16 protein-coding genes are annotated in these 15214 nt (G+C 73.1%); 5 read left to right on the forward strand and 11 right to left on the reverse strand.

Going from position 1 to position 15214, the window contains the following annotated elements:
• Position 1: 1 nt before the first annotated feature.
• Complete coding sequence (locus tag ACMT9T_RS12190; protein WP_414745782.1) at positions 2-643, reverse strand: alpha/beta hydrolase; 642 nt, start codon at positions 641-643, stop codon at positions 2-4.
• 133 nt (positions 644-776) lie between these two features.
• Here ACMT9T_RS12190 and ACMT9T_RS12195 point away from each other — a divergent pair, with 133 nt between their 5' ends.
• On the forward strand, positions 777-1331 hold the full coding sequence (locus ACMT9T_RS12195; RefSeq protein ID WP_012297862.1) for an NUDIX hydrolase family protein: 555 nt from the start codon (positions 777-779) through the stop codon (positions 1329-1331).
• A 47-nt stretch (positions 1332-1378) separates the two neighbouring features.
• Here ACMT9T_RS12195 and ACMT9T_RS12200 read toward each other — a convergent pair whose 3' ends face one another.
• The 4 genes from ACMT9T_RS12200 to ACMT9T_RS12215 all read right to left on the reverse strand — a co-directional run bounded on the left by ACMT9T_RS12200 (position 1379) and on the right by ACMT9T_RS12215 (position 5215).
• Complete coding sequence (locus ACMT9T_RS12200) at positions 1379-2002, reverse strand: TetR/AcrR family transcriptional regulator (protein WP_414745783.1); 624 nt, start codon at positions 2000-2002, stop codon at positions 1379-1381.
• 179 nt (positions 2003-2181) lie between these two features.
• The gene (locus ACMT9T_RS12205; protein WP_414745784.1) at positions 2182-3726 is read right to left on the reverse strand and encodes a DEAD/DEAH box helicase; all 1545 of its coding nucleotides are present in this window, start codon (positions 3724-3726) and stop codon (positions 2182-2184) included.
• A gap of 235 nt (positions 3727-3961) precedes the next feature.
• The gene (locus ACMT9T_RS12210; protein ID WP_414745785.1) at positions 3962-4609 is read right to left on the reverse strand and encodes a DUF1684 domain-containing protein; all 648 of its coding nucleotides are present in this window, start codon (positions 4607-4609) and stop codon (positions 3962-3964) included.
• Between the two features lie 33 nt (positions 4610-4642).
• Positions 4643-5215, reverse strand: coding sequence for a hypothetical protein (locus ACMT9T_RS12215; RefSeq protein ID WP_414745786.1), 573 nt, complete (start codon positions 5213-5215; stop codon positions 4643-4645).
• 69 nt (positions 5216-5284) lie between these two features.
• Here ACMT9T_RS12215 and ACMT9T_RS12220 point away from each other — a divergent pair, with 69 nt between their 5' ends.
• The 3 genes from ACMT9T_RS12220 to ACMT9T_RS12230 are packed head-to-tail and all read left to right on the forward strand — an operon-like array spanning position 5285 to position 6796.
• The gene (locus ACMT9T_RS12220) at positions 5285-5785 is read left to right on the forward strand and encodes an EVE domain-containing protein (RefSeq protein WP_094127706.1); all 501 of its coding nucleotides are present in this window, start codon (positions 5285-5287) and stop codon (positions 5783-5785) included.
• Positions 5769-6359: a 2-phosphosulfolactate phosphatase gene (locus ACMT9T_RS12225; protein WP_116054395.1), complete on the forward strand. Its 591-nt coding sequence runs from the start codon at positions 5769-5771 to the stop codon at positions 6357-6359. The genes ACMT9T_RS12220 and ACMT9T_RS12225 overlap by 17 nt, the downstream gene beginning before the upstream one ends.
• Before the next feature lie 44 nt (positions 6360-6403).
• Positions 6404-6796, forward strand: coding sequence for a DUF427 domain-containing protein (locus ACMT9T_RS12230; RefSeq protein ID WP_489672273.1), 393 nt, complete (start codon positions 6404-6406; stop codon positions 6794-6796).
• Between the two features lie 28 nt (positions 6797-6824).
• Here the strand turns inward: ACMT9T_RS12230 and ACMT9T_RS12235 are convergent, their stop codons facing one another.
• From ACMT9T_RS12235 to ACMT9T_RS12260, 6 genes are read right to left on the reverse strand one after another with little or no spacing between them, the layout of a single operon-like run.
• The gene (locus ACMT9T_RS12235) at positions 6825-7514 is read right to left on the reverse strand and encodes a CGNR zinc finger domain-containing protein (RefSeq protein WP_414745788.1); all 690 of its coding nucleotides are present in this window, start codon (positions 7512-7514) and stop codon (positions 6825-6827) included.
• Entirely contained in the window at positions 7511-8014 is a 504-nt protein-coding gene (locus ACMT9T_RS12240) for a SprT-like domain-containing protein (protein WP_414745789.1), read from the reverse strand. Before ACMT9T_RS12240 ends, ACMT9T_RS12235 begins: the two co-directional genes overlap by 4 nt.
• Before the next feature lie 36 nt (positions 8015-8050).
• Positions 8051-8581: a hypothetical protein gene (locus ACMT9T_RS12245; protein ID WP_043561078.1), complete on the reverse strand. Its 531-nt coding sequence runs from the start codon at positions 8579-8581 to the stop codon at positions 8051-8053.
• Positions 8582-8591: 10 nt separating this feature from the next.
• Positions 8592-9776 (reverse strand): PQQ-dependent sugar dehydrogenase, encoded by a 1185-nt coding sequence (locus ACMT9T_RS12250; protein ID WP_414745790.1) that lies wholly within the window; start codon positions 9774-9776, stop codon positions 8592-8594.
• Between the two features lie 46 nt (positions 9777-9822).
• The gene (locus ACMT9T_RS12255) at positions 9823-10680 is read right to left on the reverse strand and encodes a spermidine synthase (RefSeq protein WP_414745791.1); all 858 of its coding nucleotides are present in this window, start codon (positions 10678-10680) and stop codon (positions 9823-9825) included.
• Between the two features lie 53 nt (positions 10681-10733).
• Positions 10734-11402 (reverse strand): MBL fold metallo-hydrolase, encoded by a 669-nt coding sequence (locus ACMT9T_RS12260; RefSeq protein WP_414745792.1) that lies wholly within the window; start codon positions 11400-11402, stop codon positions 10734-10736.
• 306 nt (positions 11403-11708) lie between these two features.
• Between ACMT9T_RS12260 and rpoB the strand changes: the two genes are divergently transcribed.
• Complete coding sequence (rpoB, locus tag ACMT9T_RS12265; protein WP_414745793.1) at positions 11709-15197, forward strand: DNA-directed RNA polymerase subunit beta; 3489 nt, start codon at positions 11709-11711, stop codon at positions 15195-15197.
• Positions 15198-15214 lie beyond the last annotated feature (17 nt).

Below are 15214 nucleotides of genomic sequence, written 5' to 3' on the forward strand. Positions count from 1 at the left end.
GTCAGCCCGCGTGCTCCCGGATGAACGCCGACACGTCCCGGAGCTCCGGCGCGGAGACGGAGTGCGGCAGGTCCTCGTAGATGCGCTCGGTGAGGTCGGTGTGGCCGCCGATCCACGCGCTCGTCCGTGCGACGGCGGCGTCCGGGATCACCTGGTCGGCCGTGCCGCGGCCCCAGAACACCGGCGTCGGCGCGGCCGCGAGCGCCGCGTCGCCCGCGTGCTCGCCGCGCACGGAGAAGCCGCTGAGCTGCACCGCGTAGGAGAACCGCCCGGGCGCGAGCCGCAGGAGCTGGAGCGCGGTCGCGCCGCCCTGGCTGAAGCCGAGGAGGCCGACGGAGCGCGGCGGCACGGGGAGCGCGTCGAGCCAGTCGAGCACGCCCTGCGCGGCGGCGTCGGCGGCCGCGGGATCCGGGTCGCCGGTGGATCCGGGCACGATCGGGAACCACGCGTGCCCGCCCTGCAGCGCGATCGGCGCCCGCAGCGACGCGACCACCGGCCCGAGCGGCAGGTACGGCGACAGCCCGAACAGGTCGCCCTCGTGCGATCCGTAGCCGTGCAGCAGCACGAGCAGCGGCCGGTCGGCGAGCTCGGCGGTGGAGGCCGACCAGAGGACGGCGTCGGGATCCAGCGGGAGAGCGGTCACGGGGTCCTCTTCGACGGGCCGGGCGGCGGGGATGCGCGGACGCGGGGTCGACCGGCGCGCCCATCCTCGCATCCGCCCTGGACGGGATCGGGTCGGGTGGTCGGCGGGCTCCGGCCGTGGGTCACAATGGACCATGACCGTTCGCACCCCGGACCCGAACATCCCCGACCCGAACTCCGGCTGGCTGTCGGACGTGGAGCTGGCGCAGATCCGGCAGCGGCTGCCCCTCCTCTACGTGGAGGCCGTGCCCGTGCGGGTCGACGGCATGGGCCGGGTGAAGGACATCGGCGTGCTGCTGCGCGCGACGGTAACCGGGCAGATGACGCGCATGCTCGTCTCCGGCCGCGTGATGTACGGCGAGACCCTGCGCGACGCGCTCTTCCGCCACCTCGAGAAGGACCTCGGGCCGATGGCGTTCCCGCAGCTCCCCGCGAGCCCCACGCCGTTCTCGGTCGCCGAGTACTTCCCGTTCCCCGGCGCGAGCCCGTACACCGACGACCGGCAGCACGCCGTCTCGCTCGCGTACGTGGTGCCGGTCACGGGCACGTGCGATCCGCGCCAGGACGCCCTCGAGATCACGTGGATGACGCCCGAGGAGGCGGCGTCCGACGCCGTCTCGGCCGACATGGAGGGCGGCCGCGGCGCGCTCCTGCGCGCGGCCCTCGCCTCGGTGGGCGTGCTGCCCTAGCGGCGGACCCCCGGCCGGGTCGGGGCCCGGGCTCGCGCCCGAGCGGCTCAGACGGCCGCGGCCCGCTCGGCGAACTCGGGCGGCTCGAGGTAGTGGCGGCGGAGGTCCTCGAAGGCCTGGCTCGCGCCCGCCCCGACGCCGTAGCAGCGCTGCACGTGCAGGCCGTCCATGGCGGAGAGGACCACGGCGGCCGCGGCCTCCGGGTCGAGGTGCGGGTCGATGAGGCCGCGGGCCTGGTCGACGATGACGCCCGAGGTGATGCGCTCCAGCTCGCGGGCGCGGCGCTCGCGGAACAGCGCGTGCAGCGGGTGCCCGGCGGCCGACGCCTCCGAGGAGACGACCGCGATGACGCGCGTGAGGCACGCGCTCTGCTCGCCGTCGGCGATGGCCACGGCCGCGTGCTCGGCGACGCTCCGGGGCCGGTGCAGCTCGATGGCCGCGGCGAGGCGCTCCTCGCGGCGCTCCAGCACGGCGAGCAGGAGCTCCTCCTTGCCGCTGAAGTGGTGCAGCAGGCCGGCCGGCGTGATCTCGGCCCGCGACGCGATCTCGCGGAGCGAGCTGCCGCGGTAGCCCTGCTCCGCGAACACCTCGATGGCCGTGCGGATGAGGAGCTCCCTGCGCTCCAGGCCCTTGCGGTACGGGCCACGGGTGGCGAGGGCGGCGCGTGTCATCCGCACAACGTATCCGGATGCGCCTGCGAGCCCGCGCGACCGTCCCCAGGTCGTGCCTCGGCTGTGGACGGTCGGGGCACGGACGCGTCGTCGACCGCTCCCCGCGGGGACGACGGAGGGCCCCCGTCGATGACGAGGGCCCTCCGGATCACGCGGACGCGCGGTGCGCGCCGAGCGGTCTAGCGTCCGCTGGAGACGCGGCGGTGCGTGCGCGCACGACCGCCGGCCGCGGCGCCGCCGGAGGCCGCGGGGCGGTCCTGGCGGGGACGCGAGGGGGCGGCGGACGAGCCGCCGCCGAAGCCCTCGGAGGAGGTGCTGAAGGTGCGGGGCGTGCTGCCGCCGCGCTGTCCGCCCGAGGCGGCGCCGTCGCGACGACCCGACGCGGCGCCCTCGCGGCGGCCGCCGACGGGAGCCCCGTCGCGGGCCGCGCGCTTGCGCTGCGCGTTGGCGCCCTGCGAGCGTCCGCCGCCGTTCGCGCGGCCGCCCTGCGACTGGCGCTGGGTGGTCTCGCGGACCGACTTCGTCTCGCGCGGCGCGGGCTTCACGTACGCCGCGACGGCGCCCGTCAGCTCGGCCACGGCGGGGGAGGACTCGGTGACCTGCTGCGGCGTGACGTGGATGTCGGCCTTGCGCATCAGGAGCTGCACGTCCTTGCGCTGCGCCGGCAGCATGATCGTGACGACGTCGCCCGCGGAGCCCGCGCGCGCCGTGCGGCCCGAGCGGTGCAGGTACGCCTTGTGCTCGGCCGGCGGGTCGACGTGGATCACGAGCTCGATGTCGTCGACGTGCACGCCGCGCGCCGCGACGTCGGTGGCCACGAGGACCTTGACGTCGCCCGCGGAGAACGCGGCCAGGTTGCGGTCGCGGGCGACCTGCGAGAGGTTGCCGTGCAGGTCCACCGACGGGATGCCCGAGTCGGTGAGCTGCTTCGCGAGCTTCTTGGCGTGGTGCTTGGTGCGCATGAAGAGGATGCGGCGGCCGGAGCCGGACGCGAGCTTCTGCACGAGGAGGCGCTTGGCCTCGACGTCGGTCGCCTCGAACACGTGGTGCGTCATGGCCGCGACGGGCGAGTTCGCCTCGTCGACGGAGTGCAGCACCTGGTCGTGCAGGTAGCGGCGGACCAGCTTGTCCACGCCGTTGTCGAGCGTGGCGGAGAACAGCATGCGCTGGCCGGTGTTCGGGGTCTTGTCGAGGATCCGCGTGACGACGGGCAGGAAGCCCAGGTCGGCCATGTGGTCGGCCTCGTCGAGGACGGTGATCTCCACGGCGTCGAGGTTCACGAAGCCCTGCTTCATGAGGTCCTCGAGGCGGCCGGGGCAGGCCACGACCACGTCGACGCCGGCCTTGAGGGCCGCGACCTGGCGCTGCTGCGAGACGCCGCCGAAGATCGTCGTGGTGGTGAGGTTGTACGCCTCGGCCAGCGGCGCCATGGCGGCCGTGATCTGCGTGGCGAGCTCGCGGGTCGGCGCGAGGATGAGGCCGAGCGGGCGGCCCGGACGACGACGGCCGCCGGCGAGCCCGCCGCCGAGGCGCGCGATCATCGGGATGGCGAAGGCCAGCGTCTTGCCGGAGCCGGTCTTGCCGCGGCCCAGGACGTCGCGGCCGTTCAGGGTGTCGGGCAGCGTGTCCACCTGGATGGGGAACGGCGTCGTGATGCCGTTCGCCGTGAGGGCGGAGACGAGGGGTGCGGGCACGCCGAGCGCGCCGAAGGTGTCAGTGGTCATTCGGGGGAGTTGCCTTCCAGGCAGGGGTCCGCCCCGGTGTGCGTTCTCGGGATGTGCGACCACGCACGGAAGCGGAGGATGGCGAAGGCGCCGATGGGCGCATCCGTTCGCCGTAAGAAAGATGTCACTCGGCCCCGTCGGCCTGTGCGGCGATCTGATCGGGACGAGGAGGGAACGCGTTCTCTCGACGCAGGGAGCACGGAGATGTGCTCGCAAGTGCCCCCACCGTAGCAGGTCAGCTCGGGGAGAAGCCCATCTCGCCCACGGGGACCTCGAAGTCGAGCACGTTGCCGGCCGGCGCGAGGGGGCAGGCCCACTCGGGGTCGTAGGCACAGGAGGGGTTGTAGGCGAAGTTGAGGTCGACCACGATCGAGCCCGGCGCGCCCTGCCCGAGGTCGGATCCCTTCACCGTGTCGAGCAGGTAGCGGCCGCCCCCGTAGGTGCCGCCCTCGCGCCGGTGCGACGCGTCCTTGACGGGCAGGTGCAGGCCGCCGCCGTAGCTCGCGAGGCGCCAGACGTCGAGGGTCGCCTCGTCGCGGCCGGATGCTGCGGGCAGGTGCACGGATCCGAGCAGCTCGAACGGGACGACGCCGTCGGTGCCCGTCTCGACCTCGTGGCGCTGCTCGCCGCGGTCGTCGTGGATCTCCAGCTCGAACCGCCAGGCCGGGTCGTACTCCGCCACGTCGAGCCGCTCGAAGTCCGCGCGGTGCTCGGGCAGGAGCGGCGTCGCGGGGTGGCTGCGGAACATGTCGTCGCGGGTGCGGCGCCAGAGCGCGTGCGCGGCGGCGGGATCCGTCTGCGCGACCCAGCGCACCTCCGCGTAGAGCTCGTGGGTGCGGCGGCGCCAGTCGGCGACGTGGAGGGCGGTCTCGGCGGAGGGCATGGGGACACCGTACGCGTCGGGCCGCGCGGGCCGTCAGCGGCCGGTCGGCCCCGCGGCGTCCGCGGCGTCGGCGTCTGCGTCGGCGTCGGCGTCGTCCTCGGCCGCGGGCTCCCAGTCGTACGCCCACGTCGGCGCGAGCTGGCGCAGCCGGAACGCCCGCCACTGCCAGAACGCCCAGAAGGTCGGCCACATCGCGGGGCCGAGGAGCCCGGCCTCGAACTCGAGCTGGTCGCGGAAGAGGGTCTTCACGCGGCCGTCCTCGTCGGGGCCCGCGGGATCCGCGGAGACGGCCATGCTGTGCCGCATGCTCGTGGGGATCGACATGAGCCCGGAGAGCCCGTGCCCGTCGTCGCGCACGATGCGCACGCCCTCGACGCGCGGCTTCATGTCGCGGAGGCGGATGCCCTGGCGCCCCGCCGTGAAGGGCCCGGCCTGCATCGCGGCCACGTGCTCGCGGCCGTCCCAGCTGCTCGGGAAGCCGCCGTCCTCCAGCGGCACGAAGTCGACGAGCGGGCCCGCGACCTCCCGCATGACGGTGGGCGAGTGGAGCGCGCGCCAGGCGGCGTCGGGATCGCAGTCGAGGATGGTCTTCAGCAGCACGCGCATGACCCCAGCATGCTCCGCGCGGCTGGGCGTGCCCGGCGCCCGGCCGCCGTGGGACAGGATGGGACGGACATGATCAGGTACTGGGTGGGCGTCGTCTCGCGCGACCGCGTGCTCGACGGCCTGGACCTCGGCATCGCGCAGGTCAACCGCGGCGCCCGCGAGCCCGTGGAGCGGCTCGGCGAGGCCGACGGCTTCGTCTACTACTCGCCGCGCGAGTCCTACCCCGACGGGCAGCTCCTGCGCTCCTTCACCGCCATCGGCCGGGTCGCCGACGCCGCGCCGTACCAGGGCCGCGTGGGCGAGTGGCGGCCGTGGCGTCGCCGCATGGACTGGGACCTCGGCGCGGTCGACGCGCCCATCCGGCCGCTCGTGCCCGTGCTCGACTTCACGCGCGACTCGCTCGAGTGGGGCCGGAAGCTCGCCCCCGGGCTGCTGGAGATCACGCGCGACGACTTCGAGGTGATCCGCCAGGCCATGCGCCGCGGGGCGCCCGAGCCGTCGCGCCGCGTCATCCGCGGAGGGTCCGGGCCGTGGACGCCCGTAGCATCGGATCGTGACCTCCTCCGCTGACGCCGCGCACCCCGACCCGTCGACGCAGGCCCGCTACCAGGTCCGGCTCGACGGCGGCGTGGCCGGTGCCCGCCGCATCGCGACCGGCGCCGACGTCATCGTCTGGGTCGACGCCCTGCCCTCCGTCCCGCCGCCCACGGCCGCGCGCCGCGACGAGGTCCTCGCGACCATGCCCGCGCGCCCGGCCGTCGTGAGCGCCGGCCTCCGGGACGCGCCCGCCGTCGCCGCGTGGATCCTCGCCCTCCAGGAGGCGCTCGGCCGCCGCGCGTACGTGGCCGTGGTCGCCGCGGGCGCGGTCGAGGCCGACGGATCCTGGCGCGCCTGCGCCGAGGACCAGCTCGCCGCGGGCGCCGTGGTCGACGCGCTCGCCGCGCTCGGGATCGACGCGACGTCGCCCGAGGCCGCCGTGGCGTGCGCCGCCTACCAGCAGCTGCGGCCGGCCGTCGGGCACCTGCTCACGGCGAGCGTCTCGGCCCGCCGGCTCGACGCCGCCGGGCACGACGGGCTGGTCGCCGAGGCGCTCGCCGCCGGGCCCGCCGACGTCGTCGTGCACCGCATCCACCGCGACGCCTGAGGCTGGCGTGACGACCCGCCGACGCACGCGCCGGGCCGTTCCGGATCCGCGCGGAATGGGCGCCCAGGAGCGCGTGTTCCCCTGGGCATCAGGCGCCGCACCGTCACGACGCCACGGAACCGGAAGGTCATCACATGAAGGCAGTCATCAACGGCGTCACCGTCGCCGAGGCCCCGAAGGACGAGCTCATCGAGATCGAGGGCAACTGGTACTTCCCGCCCGCGAGCGTCGACATGTCGCTCCTCGCCGAGACGTCCACGCCGTACCACTGCCCGTGGAAGGGCGACACCCAGTACTTCTCCGTCAAGGACGGCGAGACCGTGCTGCAGGACCGCGCCTGGTCGTACCCGACGCCCATCCCGTCGTCGTTCGACCGCGTCGGGAAGGACTACAGCGGCTACGTCGCGTTCTGGAAGGAGGTCCGCGTCGGCGAGTGACGCGGATCGCCGATCACGGCCCGGGGGCTCAGGCTCCCGGGCCGTCGTCGTCCCCGGCGCCGGGGACGGACGCGGGCGTGGGGCGCACCGGGGCCACGCGCGCCGGGATCCCCGTCCGCCGCTCCCGGAGCTGCCGGGCGCGGTGCGCACGCACCTTCGCGCGGTTGCCGCAGCGCCGCATCGAGCACCAGCGGCGGGTGCCCGAACGGGTCGTGTCGAGGTAGAGCACGGTGCAGTCGTCGGCCGAGCAGCGGTGGATCCGCTCGGATCCCGCCCCGAACACCGCCACCGCGTCGCGCGCGGCGGACGCGAGCGCCTGCGCGGGCCGGGCGAGCGCGCGGCCGGCCTGGCGGGATCCGCCGCCGAGCGCAGGCGGCAGGTCGGGCGTCGCCGCGTAGAGGTTGAGCACGTCGACGTCGCGCGGCTCGGGCTCGCGTCCGTCGGCGAGCGCGGCGGCGATGTCGCCGATCGCCTGCCGGAGCGTGCGCGCGTCCGCGAGGTCGCGCTCGGTCGGCTCGGAGACGGGCGCGAGGTGCTCGCTCAGCCAGCCGCCGAGCGCGGCCGCGTCGGGCAGCGTCTCGCGCGGCTCCGGATCCCCGAGGGCGCCCGTGTAGGCGAGGTCGAGGCTCACGGCGCCCGTGTCGAGGAACCAGCGCAGGCCGTCGGGGTCGTCGATCCACTGGCCGGTCGGCCGCTCGGATCCGGGTGCCCGGCTCACGCGGCCCCCTCGCGACGCCCGGCCGACGACGCGGCGGCGGCACCCGACGGCACCTCGCGCTTCGTCCACGTGATGATGTGGGCGGCGTCGAACCGCTTCGAGCACAACCCGCAGGCGAGCGGCCGGGTCGGCTTCCGGTAGCGGAAGTGCGCGTGGCCGGCCGGGCACGCGCCCACCCACGGCGCGAGGTCCTCGGCGACCTGGCCGGAGTGCAGCCGCGACCCCTCGTAGCCGAGCTCGGCGGCCGTCCGCTTCCACCTCGGGCCGTGGCCCGCGCGGGATCCGGCGAGCGCGTGCGCGACCTCGTGCAGCAGCACCTGGTGGATCTCGTCGTCCTCGAACCGCCCGGCGAGGTGGCGCGAGACCGTGATCCGCCTCTCGCCGTAGTGGCAGGCGCCGGCGCGCGTGCGGGCGTGGTCGAACGCGAACGTCCACGAGGGATCCAGGTGCAGCGCGATGAGGGCCTCGGCCCAGACGCGCACGCGGGCGAGGTCAGCCACGGCCGGCCGCCGCGAGCCGGGGGAGGAGCGAGCCCATCACGCGGGCTGGGCGGCGATGCGCTCCTTGGCGACGTCGATGGCGAGCGCCGAGCTCTCGAGCTGGTCGCTCGGCAGGCCCTCGCGGGTGCGGAGCGTGTAGGCGTCCTCGAAGTCGCTGAGCGCGAGGCGGTAGTCGCCGCGGTCGAAGTGCACCTTGCCGCGGTGCTGCAGCGCGAACGCCTCCAGCGCGTACCACTCGTGGGCGCGGGCCTCGTCGACGCAGCCGCCCAGGTCCTGCAGCGCGATGTCGAGCTTGCCCTGGTACTGCTGCACCTGCGCGCGGCGGATGCGGCACGCGAGCAGCGTCTCCCGGTCGCCCGTGAAGCGCGCCTGGCGCACGGCCGCGTTCGCCATGTCCCACGCCTCGTCGAGCCGGCCGAGCATGCGCAGCAGCGCGACCTTCTCGGTGATGGCGGAGAGGCTGCGCAGGGCCTCGAGCTCGTCCAGGCGCTCGCCGGCCGCCCGCAGGTCCACCTTCTCCCGGAGGGTGTCCCTGTCGTAGCCGATGATGATCGCGGTGCCTGTCACGAGGAAGAGATTATCCCGCCTGGATCGGCATGAGCTCGACCCGGAGCAGCTTGTCGTCGCCCTCGCGCGGTGCGCCGCGGCCGTCGGTGTTGTTCGTGAGCATGCGCAGCGACCCGTCGGGCGCGGCCTGCACGTCGCGGATCCGCCCGAACTCCCGCGTGTAGAACTCGGTGACCCGGTCGTCGGGGATGGGGTCGGTGGGCACGGCGGTCGGCCGGATCACCCAGAGGCGCTGGCCGCCGAGGCCCGCCATGAAGATGGTGTCGCCCGAGATCGCGATGCCGCTCGGGCTCGCGTCGTCGGTCCGCCACTGGCGCACGGGATCGATGTACCCGTCGTCCGCCGCGTCGTCCGTCGCGCCCTCCACGACCGGCCAGCCGTAGTTCCCGCCCGGCTCGATGAGGTTCAGCTCGTCCCAGGTGTCCTGGCCGAACTCCGACGACCAGAGGTTCCCCTCCGCGTCCCACGCGATGCCCTGCGGGTTCCGGTGGCCCATCGAGTAGACGGGCGACCCGGGCGTCGGGTTGTCCGACGGGCCCTGGCCGTCGGGCGTGAGGCGCAGGATCTTGCCGGCGAGCGAGATCGGGTCCTGCGCGGCGTCGCGGAGGTTCGCGTCACCCGTGGTGGCGTAGAGCATCCCGTCGGGCCCGAACGCGATGCGGCCGCCGTTGTGGTTCGCGTCGCGCGGGATCCCCGTCACGACGTCCTCGGCCGGCCCGAGCCCGAGGGATCCCGGCTCGCCCGTCACGTCCATGCGCACGATGCGGTTGTCGACGGCGCTCGTGAGGTACGCGTACAGCTGCGTGCCGCCGTCGGCCTCGCGCAGCGCGATGCCGAGCAGCCCGCCCTCGCCGAGCGGGCCCACGCCCGCGACCGTGCCGGCGACGCGCGTCGCCCCGTCCCCGAGCACCTCCACGATGCGGGCCGTGTCGCGCTCGCTCACGAGGAGGGATCCGGATGCGTGCTCGGCGACCGACCACGGCGACACGAGTCCCGTCGTGATCGCCGTCGGCGTGCCGGACGGCGCGACGCCCGCGGGCGCGGCGTCGGTGCTGGTGGGGGAGGGCGCCGGCGGCTCGGTGGCGCGGACGTCCACCGGGGAGCCGTCGTCGGTGGTGCAGCCCGTGAGCGCCACCAGGGCGGCGAGCCCGAGCGCGGCGAGGCGCGCCGGGCGGGTGCGGGAGCGGCGGTTCATGGGGACTCCGGTGGTTCGGCGGGCCTCGGTGCCCGGGGGAGGCGGGTCAGGGCCTCGTCTGGAAGACGCTGCGGGCGGGGGAGGGCGACGGCACGGCCGTGGCGTCGGTGACGACGGAGGCGCCGGCGATGAAGTGGGCGAGCTCGCGGCCCTCGACGACCTTGGCCGGGTGAGGGCCGCCCGCGAGCAGCCGCGGCACGAAGTCGAGCGGCAGGGGCGTGGCCGACGCGGCGAACACGACGTTGCCGAACCGCCTGCCCTTCAGCACCTGCGTCTCGGCGAGCGCGGCGACGTGCGGCAGGACGTCCTGGATCGTCGCGGCCTGCCCGCGCGCGAACGCGAGGCCGTGGCCGTCGGCGACGTTGACGGTCATGATCCCGCCGGGCGCGAGGAACGCCGCCGCCTCCGCGTGGAACTCGCGGCTCGTGATGTGGGCGGGCGTGCGGGCGCCGCTGAACACGTCCGTGACGACGAGGTCGACGGATCCGCGGAGCCCCTGCGGCAGCCGGCCCATCACCTCGCGCGCGTCGCCGTACCGCACCCGGATGGAGGCCTTGCGCGACCACGGCAGGTGCTCGCGCACGAGCTCCACGAGGTCCTGCTCGAGCTCGAGGACCTGCTGGCGTGATCCGGGCCGGGTCGCCTCGACGTACCGCGGGATGGTGAGCGCGCCGGCGCCGAGGTGCAGCGCGGTGATCGCCTGCCCGGGGTCGCCGAGCAGGTCGATGACGTGGCCCATCCGCTGCACGTACTCGAAGAACAGCTCGCCCGGGTCGTCCATGTTCACGTGCGACTGGGGCGTCCCGTCGACCACGAGCTGGTACGCGCCCGGCACGAACCGGTCGGGCTCGATGACGGCCCGGTGCCCGCTCAGGGACAGGACGGTCGACGGGTGCTCGGGCATCTCCTCAGCCTAGGCGCCCGCTGCGGGCCAGGGCCCGGCCGCCGGGCGACCCGTCACCAGCCGCGCGCCCACCACTCGGCGAGCGATCCGCGCTCGGCGCCGAGCGTCGTCGAGTCGCCGTGGCCGGGGTGCACGTGCGCGTCGTCGGGGAAGCGCGCGAAGAGCCGTTCCTCCACGTCGTCCATCAGCTGCCGGAAGCGGCCCGCGTCGCCCTGCGTGTCGCCCACGCCGCCCGGGAAGAGCGAGTCGCCCGTGAAGAGATGGACGCTCCCGTCGCCCGGCTCGAGGACGAGCGCGACGCTGCCGGGCGTGTGGCCGCGGAGGGCGATGACCTCGAGCGTCACCCCGCCGAAGGTCACCCGGTCGCCGTGCGCGAGCCGTCGGTCGGCGTCGACGGGCAGGTCGCCCGCGTCGTCCGCGCCGACGGCGGCGTCCGCCTCGGTCGCGTCGAGGACGGCCGCGAGGGCGCCGTGGTGGTCGGCGTGCCCGTGGGTGGTGACGACGACGGCGAGGCGGCCGACGGGATCCGGCTCGGCGACGAGGCCGAGGAGGCGGTCGACGTCGGCCGCCGCATCGACCAGCAGGCGCTCGCCGGAGTCGAGGTCGGTGAGGAGGTAGGCGTCGTTGTCCATGGGCCCCACGGAGGCCTTCCGGATCTCGACGTCGCCCGCCCGGTGCACGTGCGAGAGGCCGCCGGGGGACACGTGCCAGGGATCGCTCATGCCCCGACGCTACGCGGGCCGAGCGGTCCGGCGAGAGGGCGACCGGACGTTATACACCGAGACACGCCGAGGATGCAAGATTCCGCTGGACATGGCGCGTCGCGACCCGTATGGTGATCCTTTGCGCTCCCACTCCCTTTTGCCTTCATATTGCGGTCGGTCATCGTGTGCGCTCGGGTCCATCCCGAGCCCCACCCGCGAGGTGTGGCGAGCAACTCCAATCAGGATCGGCACGGGTGACAACCCGGGTCGGTCTCGGCGTATCGACGACATCGGAGCCCGACGGGGCCCACGGAGGTAATTTCCTTGGCTGCTGCGCGCAACGCAACTCCCACTCCCCAGAACGGTCGCGACGCATCGCGGCTCTCGTTCGCGAAGATCACTGACACCCTCACCGTCCCCGACCTGCTCGCCCTGCAGACCGAGAGCTTCGACTGGCTCGTCGGCTCGGACGTGTGGAAGCGGCGCGTCGAGGAGGGCACCAAGCAGGGTCGCACCGACCTCGCGCTCAACTCGGGCCTCGAGGAGATCTTCGAGGAGATCTCCCCCATCGAGGACCTGGGCGAGACCATGCAGCTCGGGTTCACGAACCCGTACCTCGAGGAGCAGAAGTACTCCATCGACGAGTGCAAGGAGCGCGGCAAGACCTACTCCGCCCCCCTGTACGTCGAGGCCGAGTTCATGAACCACCTCACGGGTGAGATCAAGACCCAGACGGTCTTCATGGGCGACTTCCCCCTCATGACGGAGAAGGGCACGTTCATCATCAACGGCACCGAGCGTGTCGTCGTGTCCCAGCTCGTCCGCTCGCCCGGCGTGTACTTCGAGCGCCAGCAGGAGAAGACCTCCGACAAGGACATCTACTCCGCCCGCGTCATCCCGTCCCGCGGCGCCTGGCTCGAGTTCGAGATCGACAAGCGCGACCAGGTCGGCGTGCGCATCGACCGCAAGCGCAAGCAGTCGGTCACCGTGTTCCTGAAGGCCCTCGGCCTCACCAGCGAGCAGATCCTCGAGGAGTTCAAGGGCGTCGCGTCCATCGAGCTCACGCTCGAGAAGGACTCCATCCTCACCAAGGAGGAGGCCCTCAAGGACATCTACCGCAAGCTCCGTCCCGGCGAGCAGGTCGCCGCCGAGGCCGCGCGCGCGCTGCTCGACAACTTCTACTTCAACCCGAAGCGCTACGACCTGGCGAAGGTGGGTCGCTACAAGATCAACCGCAAGCTCGGCATCGACAAGCAGCTGACCGACTCGGTGCTCACGGTCGAGGACATCCTCGCGACCATCAAGTACCTCGTCTCGCTCCACGCGAACGAGACCAAGATGAACGGCACGCGCGACGGCAAGCCCGTCGAGCTGCGCCTCGACGTGGACGACATCGACCACTTCGGCAACCGCCGCATCCGCGCGGTCGGCGAGCTCATCCAGAACCAGGTGCGCACCGGCCTCTCCCGCATGGAGCGCGTCGTCCGCGAGCGCATGACCACGCAGGACATCGAGGCCATCACGCCCCAGACCCTGATCAACGTGCGCCCCGTCGTCGCCGCGATCAAGGAGTTCTTCGGCACGAGCCAGCTGTCGCAGTTCATGGACCAGAACAACCCGCTCGCGGGTCTCACCCACAAGCGCCGCCTCTCGGCGCTCGGCCCGGGTGGTCTGTCCCGTGAGCGCGCCGGCGTCGAGGTCCGCGACGTCCACCCGTCGCACTACGGCCGCATGTGCCCCATCGAGACCCCTGAGGGCCCGAACATCGGCCTGATCGGCTCGCTGGCGTCGTTCGCCCGCATCAACTCGTTCGGCTTCATCGAGACCCCGTACCGTCGCGTCGTCGACGGCGTGGTCACCGAGCAGATCGACTACCTCACGGCCAGCGAGGAGGACGAGTTCCTCGTCGCCCAGGCCAACGCGCCCCTCACGAAGGACTTCCGCTTCGCGGAGGACCGCGTCCTCGTCCGCCCCAAGGGCGGTGAGGTGGAGCTCGTCGCGAAGGAGAACGTCCATTACATGGACGTCTCCCCGCGCCAGATGGTGTCGGTCGCGACCTCGCTCATCCCGTTCCTCGAGCACGACGACGCGAACCGGGCCCTCATGGGCGCGAACATGCAGCGTCAGGCCGTCCCGCTGCTGCGCAGCGAGAGCCCGCTCGTCGGCACCGGCATGGAGGGCTACGCGGCGATCGACGCCGGCGACGTCCTCACGGCCGACGCCTCGGGCGTCGTGCAGGAGGTGTCGGCCGAGGTCGTCACCATCCAGCTCGACGAGGGCGGCACGCAGACCTACTACCTGCGCAAGTTCGACCGCTCCAACCAGGGCACGAGCTACAACCACCGCGTCCTGGTCTCGGCCGGCGACCGCATCGAGGCCGGCGAGGTCATCGCCGACGGCCCCGCCACGGAGAACGGCGAGCTCGCGCTCGGCAAGAACCTGCTCGTCGCGTTCATGCCGTGGGAGGGCCACAACTTCGAGGACGCGATCATCCTGAGCCAGAACCTGGTCAAGGACGACACCCTCTCCTCCATCCACATCGAGGAGTACGAGGTCGACGCGCGCGACACCAAGCTCGGCAAGGAGGAGATCACCCGTGACCTCCCCAACGTCAGCCCGGAGCTGCTCGCCGACCTCGACGAGCGCGGCATCATCCGCATCGGCGCCGAGGTCCGCCCCGGCGACATCCTCGTGGGCAAGGTCACGCCGAAGGGCGAGACCGAGCTCAGCGCCGAGGAGCGCCTGCTGCGCGCGATCTTCAACGAGAAGAGCCGCGAGGTCCGCGACACGTCCCTGAAGGTGCCCCACGGCGAGCAGGGCACGATCATCGGCGTCAAGGTCTTCGACTCGCAGGACGGCGACGACGAGCTCGGCTCGGGCGTCAACCAGCGCGTCGTGGTGTTCATCGCGCAGAAGCGCAAGATCACCGAGGGCGACAAGCTCGCCGGCCGTCACGGCAACAAGGGCGTCATCTCCAAGATCCTGCCGGTCGAGGACATGCCGTTCCTCGCCGACGGGACCCCGGTCGACGTCATCCTCAACCCGCTCGGCATCCCCGGCCGCATGAACTTCGGCCAGGTCCTGGAGACCCACCTCGGGTGGATCGCCAAGCAGGGCTGGGAGGTCGAGGGGAGCCCCAAGTGGGCCGAGCGCCTGCCGGACCACGCGCGCCAGGCCCCGGCCGGCACGAAGGTCGCCACCCCGGTGTTCGACGGAGCGCTCGAGGAGGAGATCGCCGGCCTGCTCGACTCGACGACGGTCACCCGCGACGGCGACCGCCTCATCGGGTCCAGCGGCAAGACGCGCCTGTTCGACGGCCGCTCCGGCGAGCCGTTCCCGGAGCCCGTCTCGGTCGGCTACATGTACATCCTGAAGCTGCACCACCTGGTGGACGACAAGATCCACGCGCGCTCGACGGGTCCCTACTCGATGATCACGCAGCAGCCCCTGGGCGGTAAGGCCCAGTTCGGCGGCCAGCGCTTCGGCGAGATGGAGGTGTGGGCGCTCGAGGCATACGGAGCGGCTTACGCGCTCCAGGAGCTCCTCACCATCAAGTCGGACGACATCCTCGGCCGCGTGAAGGTGTACGAGGCCATCGTCAAGGGCGAGAACATCCAGGAACCGGGTATCCCCGAGTCCTTCAAGGTCCTGATCAAGGAGATGCAGTCCCTCTGCCTGAACGTCGAGGTCCTCTCGGCGGACGGCCAGGCGGTCAGCCTGCGCGACACGGATGACGAGGTCTTCCGCGCGGCGGAGGAGCTCGGCATCAACATCTCCACCCGCTTCGAGTCGTCCAGCATCGACGACATCTAAGCCCGCTCAAGACTTTC

This window comes from Clavibacter vidaverae (genome assembly GCF_047529985.1).
Lineage (GTDB): Bacteria > Actinomycetota > Actinomycetes > Actinomycetales > Microbacteriaceae > Clavibacter > Clavibacter nebraskensis_A.